General features: G+C 61.9%; 8 protein-coding genes. 2 read left to right on the top strand and 6 right to left on the bottom strand.

From position 1 onward, the window contains the following. From CMI59_RS07285 to CMI59_RS07270, 4 genes are all read right to left on the bottom strand, one after another. Positions 1–1143 (bottom strand): DNA polymerase IV (locus CMI59_RS07285; RefSeq protein WP_293326710.1); only part of this gene is annotated, 1143 nt, incomplete at its 3' end. Continuing rightward, positions 1140–2048, bottom strand: coding sequence for an ROK family protein (locus CMI59_RS07280; RefSeq protein WP_293326707.1), 909 nt, complete (start codon positions 2046–2048; stop codon positions 1140–1142). The genes CMI59_RS07285 and CMI59_RS07280, both read right to left, overlap by 4 nt. 61 nt (positions 2049–2109) lie before the next feature. Further along, the gene (locus tag CMI59_RS07275; protein ID WP_293326705.1) at positions 2110–2793 is read right to left on the bottom strand and encodes a hypothetical protein; all 684 of its coding nucleotides are present in this window, start codon (positions 2791–2793) and stop codon (positions 2110–2112) included. A gap of 9 nt (positions 2794–2802) precedes the next feature. Then, positions 2803–3081, bottom strand: coding sequence for a DUF3572 domain-containing protein (locus CMI59_RS07270; RefSeq protein WP_293326702.1), 279 nt, complete (start codon positions 3079–3081; stop codon positions 2803–2805). Between the two features lie 306 nt (positions 3082–3387). Here CMI59_RS07270 and CMI59_RS07265 point away from each other — a divergent pair, with 306 nt between their 5' ends. Together CMI59_RS07265 and CMI59_RS07260 are read left to right on the top strand one after the other, a co-directional pair. Continuing rightward, entirely contained in the window at positions 3388–3753 is a 366-nt protein-coding gene (locus CMI59_RS07265; protein WP_167089572.1) for a response regulator, read from the top strand. Between the two features lie 9 nt (positions 3754–3762). Further along, a complete protein-coding gene (locus CMI59_RS07260; RefSeq protein ID WP_293326694.1) occupies positions 3763–5136 on the top strand; it encodes a PleD family two-component system response regulator in 1374 nt (457 codons plus the stop codon). Positions 5137–5620: 484 nt separating this feature from the next. Here the strand turns inward: CMI59_RS07260 and CMI59_RS07255 are convergent, their stop codons facing one another. Both CMI59_RS07255 and rpmG read right to left on the bottom strand, forming a co-directional pair. Beyond that, entirely contained in the window at positions 5621–7111 is a 1491-nt protein-coding gene (locus CMI59_RS07255; RefSeq protein ID WP_293326691.1) for an aldehyde dehydrogenase, read from the bottom strand. Positions 7112–7165: 54 nt separating this feature from the next. After that, positions 7166–7333, bottom strand: coding sequence for a 50S ribosomal protein L33 (gene rpmG / locus CMI59_RS07250; protein WP_293326688.1), 168 nt, complete (start codon positions 7331–7333; stop codon positions 7166–7168). Positions 7334–7514: the final 181 nt, after the last annotated feature.

The following is a 7514-nucleotide window of genomic DNA, read 5'->3' as shown; positions in this document are numbered from 1 at the left end:
TATGCCGATGAGGCGGAACGGAGTCCCGTCCGCTTCGCGCGCAAGCATCGGCGAGGCCGCGCGATAGATGCGGTCGGCAAGCTGGGTGGGGTCGTGCAGCGTCAGGTTGCGGGTGCGCGACTTGAAATCGCCCGTCTTGAGTTTCAGGACGATGGTCGATCCGGCAAGCCCGGCTTCCTTGGCGCGCGCGGAAACCTTCTCGCAGAGCTTCCACAATGTGCGGTCGAGTTCGGCCTTCGATGAAATATCGGTCTGGAACGTGACCTCGGTCGAAATGCTCTTCGTCTCATGCGACGGCTCGACGATGCGCGCATCCTGCCCTCGCGACAGCCGCCAGAGCCTGCGGCCCATGACGCCGTATCGGGCCATCAGGTCGTTTTCCTCCATATGCTGAAGCTGGCCGATATGGGTGATCCCCTGTGCGGCGAGTTTCGCATTGAGCGATTTGCCGACGCCCCAGATCATCGAGACGGGCTTTTCCGCGAGGAAGGCGATGGTCTCCACCTTGCCGATCACGGAGAAGCCGCGCGGTTTGTCGAGGTCCGAGGCCATCTTGGCAAGGAACTTGTTGTGGCTAAGGCCGATCGAGGCCGTGATGCCGATACCGGTTTCGATCCGCTTCACCAGCTTTGCTGCGCTGATCGCCGGGCTTGCATGATGCAGGCGTTCGGTGCCGGAGAGGTCGAGAAAGGCCTCGTCGATGGAGACCGGCTCCACAAGGGGCGTCAGGTCGCGCATCAGCGCGCGGACTTCCTTGGCGACAGCGGCATATTTTGACATGTCGGGCTTCAGCACCACGGCATCGGGGCAGAGGGCTTTTGCCTTGAACATGGGCATGGCGGAACGAACGCCGCGAATACGCGCGATGTAGCAGGCTGTGGAGACGACGCCGCGCTGTCCGCCGCCGATGATGAGCGGCTTGTCGCGCAGCTCCGGGTTGTCGCGTTTCTCGACCGCCGCATAGAAGGCGTCGCAATCCATATGCGCGATGGAAAGCGCATGGATCTCGTCATGCCAGACGAGACGCGGCCGATTGCAGGCCGGACAGCGGGTGATGCGGCCTTCCAGCGGCGTGAAGCAGTCCCGGCAGAAACCGGGCGTGCGGTCTTCCTTTTCGTCCTCTTTTTCGGCCGCTGCTGTCATGCCTCCGTCTCCGCAGGCCAGAGCCATGCCGCGCCGCGCACGCCGGAGGCATCTCCATGGCGGTGGCACTCGATCCGTGTACGTACCGTATCGGAAAACACATAAGCCGGTAGAAGCTCGGGCAGCAGCGTGTAAAGCGTGCCGATATTCGACATGCCGCCGCCCAGCACAACCATGTCGGGATCGAGAACATTGACGACGGATGCCAGCGCACGGGCGAGGCGGTCGACATAGCGGCGGATCGCGTCGGCGGCGTCCGGGTCGCCTGCCTGCGCCGCGCCGGCGATCTCTTCCGCCGTTGCCGCGCGGCCCGTCTCGCGCTCGAAGGCGGCGGCAAGGCCGGGGCCGCTTGTCCATGTTTCGATGCAGCCTTGCTTGCCGCAATAACAGACCGGGCCGGGCCGTTCGTCTTCGTGGGGCCAGGGCAGGGGGTTGTGGCCCCATTCCCCGGCAATCGCATTGGGGCCGGAGAGAAGCCTGCCGTCATGCACGATGCCGCCGCCCGTGCCGGTGCCGATGATGACGCCGAACACGGTTCGGCAGCCGGCGCCCGCGCCGTCCTTCGCTTCGGAAAGCGCAAAGCAATCGGCATCATTGGCGAGGCGAACCTCGCGGCCCAGCCGGTCTTCGAGGTCGGGTCCGAAGGGCCGGCCGTTGAGCCATGTCGAATTGGCGTTTTTCACAAGCCCGCTGGCAGGCGAGATCGCGCCGGGCATGCCGATACCGATGGAGCAGGTCGCGCCGCATTCGGTTTCGAGATGGTCCACAATGCCGCAAATGGCGCTCAGCGTGTCGCCATAATCGCCCCGGGGCGAGGGGATGCGCCGTCTTGCGCGCACTTCTCCACCGGCATCGAGAACGATGCCTTCGATCTTCGTTCCTCCGAGGTCGATGCCGATCCGCATGGCGGAGACTCAAAATCCGGTTGTCGTTTGCGAGGGGCAGAATAGCCGCCCGGACGCCCCGTCAGAAGCCTTCCGCCGCCAGCTTCTCTTCGATGAAGGCTTTTGCCGCGTTCCAGTCGGTGGTGTGGAAATGGCTGTCCTTTGCCGGGCCGAGCAGTTTTGCCAGCCTTTCATCCGCAATGAAGTGGATGCGGTGCGAGGGTTCATATGCCTCGGCCACGGAAGAGATATTGGGCGGCAGGTCGTCGAGAAAGAAGACCGGGGCCTCCACCAGTTCGGCCAGTTTGCGGACGGGACCGCCTTTCAGGCCCTGGTTGGCGATCACGGGGTAATCAAGGCCCTGCGCCGACAGATTGTCGATCCGGGTTCTGCGTTGCGTCAGGGGCAGGTTGGACAGCACCACCACCTGGGCGCGCTTCGACAGTTCGGCAAGGGCGTCCGCCGCGCCTTCGACCGCGTCCAGCCGGTGGGTCTCGGTATCGAAGAAACGCTCGAGCAGGGCGGGCATCTCTTTGGGCGGCACGGGCTCGTTCGTGTCGCGATGCTTGATATTGCCGGAGAGCGCGAAGCTCTGAAGGTCGATCCAGAGATTATTGGCCTCGAGATAGCGTTCGAGCCCTTTCAGGAATTCCACCAGCACCTCGTCGCAATCGGTGACGATGAGCGGGCGGCCGCGTTCCAGTCGCAGCTCGGCGAGCTGTGCGGGAACGCTTTCATGAAGGGCTAGCGGATCGGGGGAGGTCATGCGGCGGCTTTACGTCCAGTTTACATGCTCGCCGCCGGGCAGGGCATGGCGGGCGGCCAGCGGGGTTTCGGGCGACAGCCTCTCGGCGGCGCAGAAAGCGAGCACGCGTTCGTCTTCCATCAACAGGAAGTCCAGCACGCCGATGAGGAAGCCCGGCTCGTTCAGGCGCTCGCGCAACTCGTCCGGCGAGAGGCCGGACTGGGCCAGAAAGGCGCCCATCAGGTCCTGATCCTGCGCAAGGAAGGTGAGCGCCTTGATGGCGATTGTTTCCGCCCTGTCGCGTTTCAACGTGTTTCTCCCTGAATCCCGCTACGACCACTACCTCAGGCGCGCAAATTGCCCGAAACACGAACCCCGTGCGTCATTTTTCTGCATTTTGAACGAGAAAGATCGTCGGCATTAATCTCGAGTTTAGCGTGAATTGCGAATATTGGGGCTCTGGAGGCAATAAGCGCGGTTTTTCCCCGATTCCGGCCATTGATAAAGAGTTGGTTAAGGATGTCATGGGCACTATCGGGATGATCCTGCCAGTGAATCGCGGGGATACCCCCCGCCGGTTTCGAGGTCAATTGGAGTTCCGGAGCGATGGACGCTATGTCGAAGAAAGTCCTGATCGTGGAAGACAACGAGCTGAACATGAAGCTCTTTCACGATTTGCTGGATGCACACGGCTATGAGACGCTGCAGACGCGCGATGGCATCGAAGCGCTCGAAATCGCCAGGGAAAACCGTCCGGACCTGATCCTGATGGACATCCAGCTTCCGGAAGTTTCCGGGCTCGAGGTCACGAAGTGGATCAAGGAAGACGATAGCCTGCGGGCTATCCCGGTCGTCGCCGTCACCGCGTTTGCGATGAAGGGCGATGAAGAAAAGATCCGTGAGGGCGGGTGTGAGGCCTATATCTCCAAACCCATTTCCGTGACCCAGTTTCTGGAGACTGTGAAACGGTTCCTCGGCTGAGGTGATCTCGTGACGGCCCGTATCCTGATAGTCGACGATATTCCGGCAAACCTGAAGCTTCTCGATGCGAAGCTGACCGGCGAATATTTCGAAGTGTTCGCCGCCAGCTCCGGGCCGGAAGCCCTGGAGGCCGTGAAGGAATGCCAGCCGGACATCATCCTGCTCGATGTGATGATGCCGGGCATGGATGGGTTCGAGGTGTGCCGCAGGCTCAAATCCTCGTCCGAGACCGAACATATTCCCGTCATCATGGTCACCGCGCTCGACCAGCCCAAGGATCGTGTCCAGGGGCTGGAGGCGGGGGCCGACGATTTCCTGACCAAGCCGGTCAACGACCTGGCGCTGTTCGCGCGTGTGCGAAGCCTCGTTCGCCTGAAAATGGTGACCGACGAGTTGCGCCTGCGCGATGCGACGGGCCAGCGCATCGGTGCCTTCTCGGCGAAGGAAGGGGCCGACATGCTCCTGAAGGAGCCCGGCCGTTTCCTAGTGATCGACGACCGGCCGTCCTCGTTGCGGCGCATCACCGATACGCTTTCGTCGGAACATACGGTCATGGTGTCCGAGACGCCCGACGAGCTTATCGAGCTTGCCGGTCAGGGCGATTTCGACATGTATATCGTGAGCCTCACGCTGGAGGCGCATGACGGGCTCCGTCTGTGCTCGCAGCTCCGCTCGCTGGAGGCGACGCGGCAGACGCCGATCCTCGTCATCGTCGAGGAAGGCGATACGGCGCGGCTGGTCCGCGCGCTGGATATGGGCGTGAACGATTATCTGGTCCGCCCGGTGGAGCGCAACGAGCTTGTGGCCCGCTGCCGCTCGCAGCTTCGCCGTAAACGCTATCAGGACTTCCTGCGCGACAAGTTCCAGCAGGGCATGGAGCAGGCGGTTACGGACCCGCTGACCGGGCTGCATAACCGCCGGTATATGGAAGGCCATCTGGAATCGCTCGTCGGCGATGCCGCGCATACCGGCAAACAGGTTTCCCTGCTGATCTTCGACATCGACCATTTCAAGGCCGTCAACGACACCTATGGGCATCCTGCGGGCGATGCCGTGCTGAAGGAGTTCGCCCAGCGGATCGCTCACAATGTCCGCGGTGTGGATCTGTGCTGCCGGCTGGGCGGCGAGGAATTCGTCGTGGTGATGCCCGATACCGATGCGGATTTCGCCAAAGTGGTGGCCGAGCGGCTGAGGGTCTGCATCGCGTCGCGGCCTTTCGCTCTCGATGACGGCAAGACGATGCTCGATGTGACGGTGTCGATCGGGCTTTCGACCACGATCGGGGGCGGGGATAGCCCGTCCGGCCTGCTGTCGCGGGCCGATGACTGTCTCTATGAAGCCAAGCGGAGCGGTCGCAACAAGGTCGTCGCGCAAGCGGCCTGACGGAGCGTTACAAAGCGTTTTCTCGCGGAATTGTCCCGAAACAGGCGGATTGAGGGTGCTACTTCAGATTGTGGATGAAGTGGCGCACTCGCGCGTTAACCTTAATTCTTTAATATATTTCAAGCGTCTGGCCTCTGACTTTATCGTGTCACTTTATCCTTGTTGAGAAACATGGTAACTTTTGTCTTAACGTGGAATCTCGTTGCCGCACAGTCTTCCGCCCTTGCTGGGGGGTGAGGCGGATAGACGAACGGTAACGAAACGTGTCCCCGTGGGGTGCTCAGGTCCGCCGCATCTCCTGGGTCCGCGGGGCACGGCCGGTCGGGGCGTGGTAATGGAGTGGCCTCCTCTGATACCCGCATTATTTCCCGGCCGGCCACCCCCCGGGTGGTGGCGGTAGAGAGGCGTCAGGCGCGAAAATGACGAAAGGCCGGTCCATCAGGACCGGCCTTTGTCATGTCGGCTTCCCGCTTGCGGCGCGGGGTCAGCTCAGCTTGATGTAGGTGGTCTTGAGCTGGGTGTACTTGTCGTAGGCGTGAAGCGACTTGTCCCGCCCGATGCCCGACTGCTTATAGCCGCCAAAGGGAACCGTGATGTCGCCGCCGTCGGTGTCGTTCACATTCACCGTGCCGGCCTTCAGCCTGCGCGCGACCTTGTGGGCACGGTTCAGGTCATCCGTCCAGAGACAGGCCTGCAGGCCGTAGATCGTGTCATTGGCGATGCGAACCGCTTCTTCTTCGTCCCTGAAGGTGATGGTGGAGAGGACGGGACCGAAGATTTCCTCCTGCGCGATGCGCATGGAGTTGTCCACCTTGTCGAAGATGGTCGGCTCGACATAGGCGCCACCGGTGTTCTGGCGTACCTGCTTGCCGCCCTGTACCAGGCTCGCGCCTTCCTTCTCGCCGATCTCGATATAGCTCTTCACGCGCTCCATCTGGTCCACATCGACCATGGACCCCATCAGCGTTGCGGGATCGAGCGGATCGCCCGGCTGCATGGTTTCGGCGACCTTCTTCACCTTCTCCACGAACTCGTCATGGATGTCCTCCTGTACGAGGAGGCGGGTGGAGGCGACGCAAACCTGGCCGGTATTGAAGAACACGCCCATGCCGGAGCCCATGGCGGCGGCATCGAGGTCCTTGCAGTCGTTGAAGACGATGTTGGGCGTCTTGCCGCCGCATTCGAGGCTTATGTGCTTCATGTTGCTGTCGGCGGCGTATTTCAGGAAGTATTTGCCGACTTCGGTCGAGCCGGTGAAGGCGACCATATCGACATCCATATGGAGGCCGAGCGCCTGACCGGCCTTTTCGCCGAAGCCCGGTACGACATTGAAGACGCCGTCGGGGATGCCTGCTTCCGCTGCGATCTCGGCAAGGCGGAGCGCGGAAAGCGGCGACTGCTCGGCCGGCTTCATGATGATGGAATTGCCTGCGGCGAGCGCCGGGCCGAATTTCCAGGCGCCCATGAGGAGAGGGAAGTTCCACGGCACCACGGTGGCGACGACACCCAGCGGTTCGCGCGTGATCATGCCGATCGCATCGCGGCCCGTCGGCGCGATCTCGTCATAGATCTTGTCGATGGCCTCGGCATACCACTGCACGGTGGAGACGACGCCGTCGATATCCACGCTTTGCGCAAAGGTGATCGGCTTGCCCATGTCGAGCGTTTCGAGGAGCGCCAGTTCCTCGCGATGGTCGGCAATGGCGGCGGCGAAACGCAGTAATGCCTGCTTGCGGTCGCGCGGGTCCATTTCCGACCAGACACCGCTTTCGAAGGCGGCCCGCGCGGCTTTCACCGCAGCGTCCACATCTTCCTTGTCGCAGGACGCCACGCTGGTCAGCACGGCGCCGTCGATGGGGCTTACGCAATCGAAGGTTTCGCCCGAGGCGGCGGGCACGTATTTGCCGCCAATGAAAGCCTGGTTGCGGTAGCTGAGGGAGGATGCCTGGTTACGATACTGTTCGGCGGTCGCCATGGGAGGTCTCCAGAGAGCACAAAGAAAAAGAGCAGGCCGTGGCCTGCTCTGATCTTATTTGATTTTGGTCTCTTTGAACTCGACGTGTTTTCGAACGACGGGGTCATATTTGCGGACCGTCATCTTCTCGGTCATCGTGCGGCTGTTCTTCTTGGCAACGTAGAAGTAGCCCGTATCCGCCGTGCTCTCGAGCTTGATCTTGATCGTGGTCGGCTTCGCCATGGCGCGAAATCCCTGTGGTTGCGCGGGGTTTAGGGACCCTCGCGGATGGTCGTCTCGCAATCTAAGGATGTGCGTGTTGGCGGGAGACTACTCGTGCGCCCTGTGAAGTCAAGAGCCTGATTTTCCGGGGGTTTCGCTCTCAAATCCCGTATCGGCGGGGCCTTTGGGGCCGGTGAAATAG

Source organism: Parvibaculum sp., from assembly GCF_002684405.1.
Classification (GTDB): Bacteria; Pseudomonadota; Alphaproteobacteria; order Parvibaculales; family Parvibaculaceae; genus Parvibaculum.
Note: the sequence above shows the minus strand (reverse complement) of the source record. Positions and strands in the feature narration are given on the sequence as shown.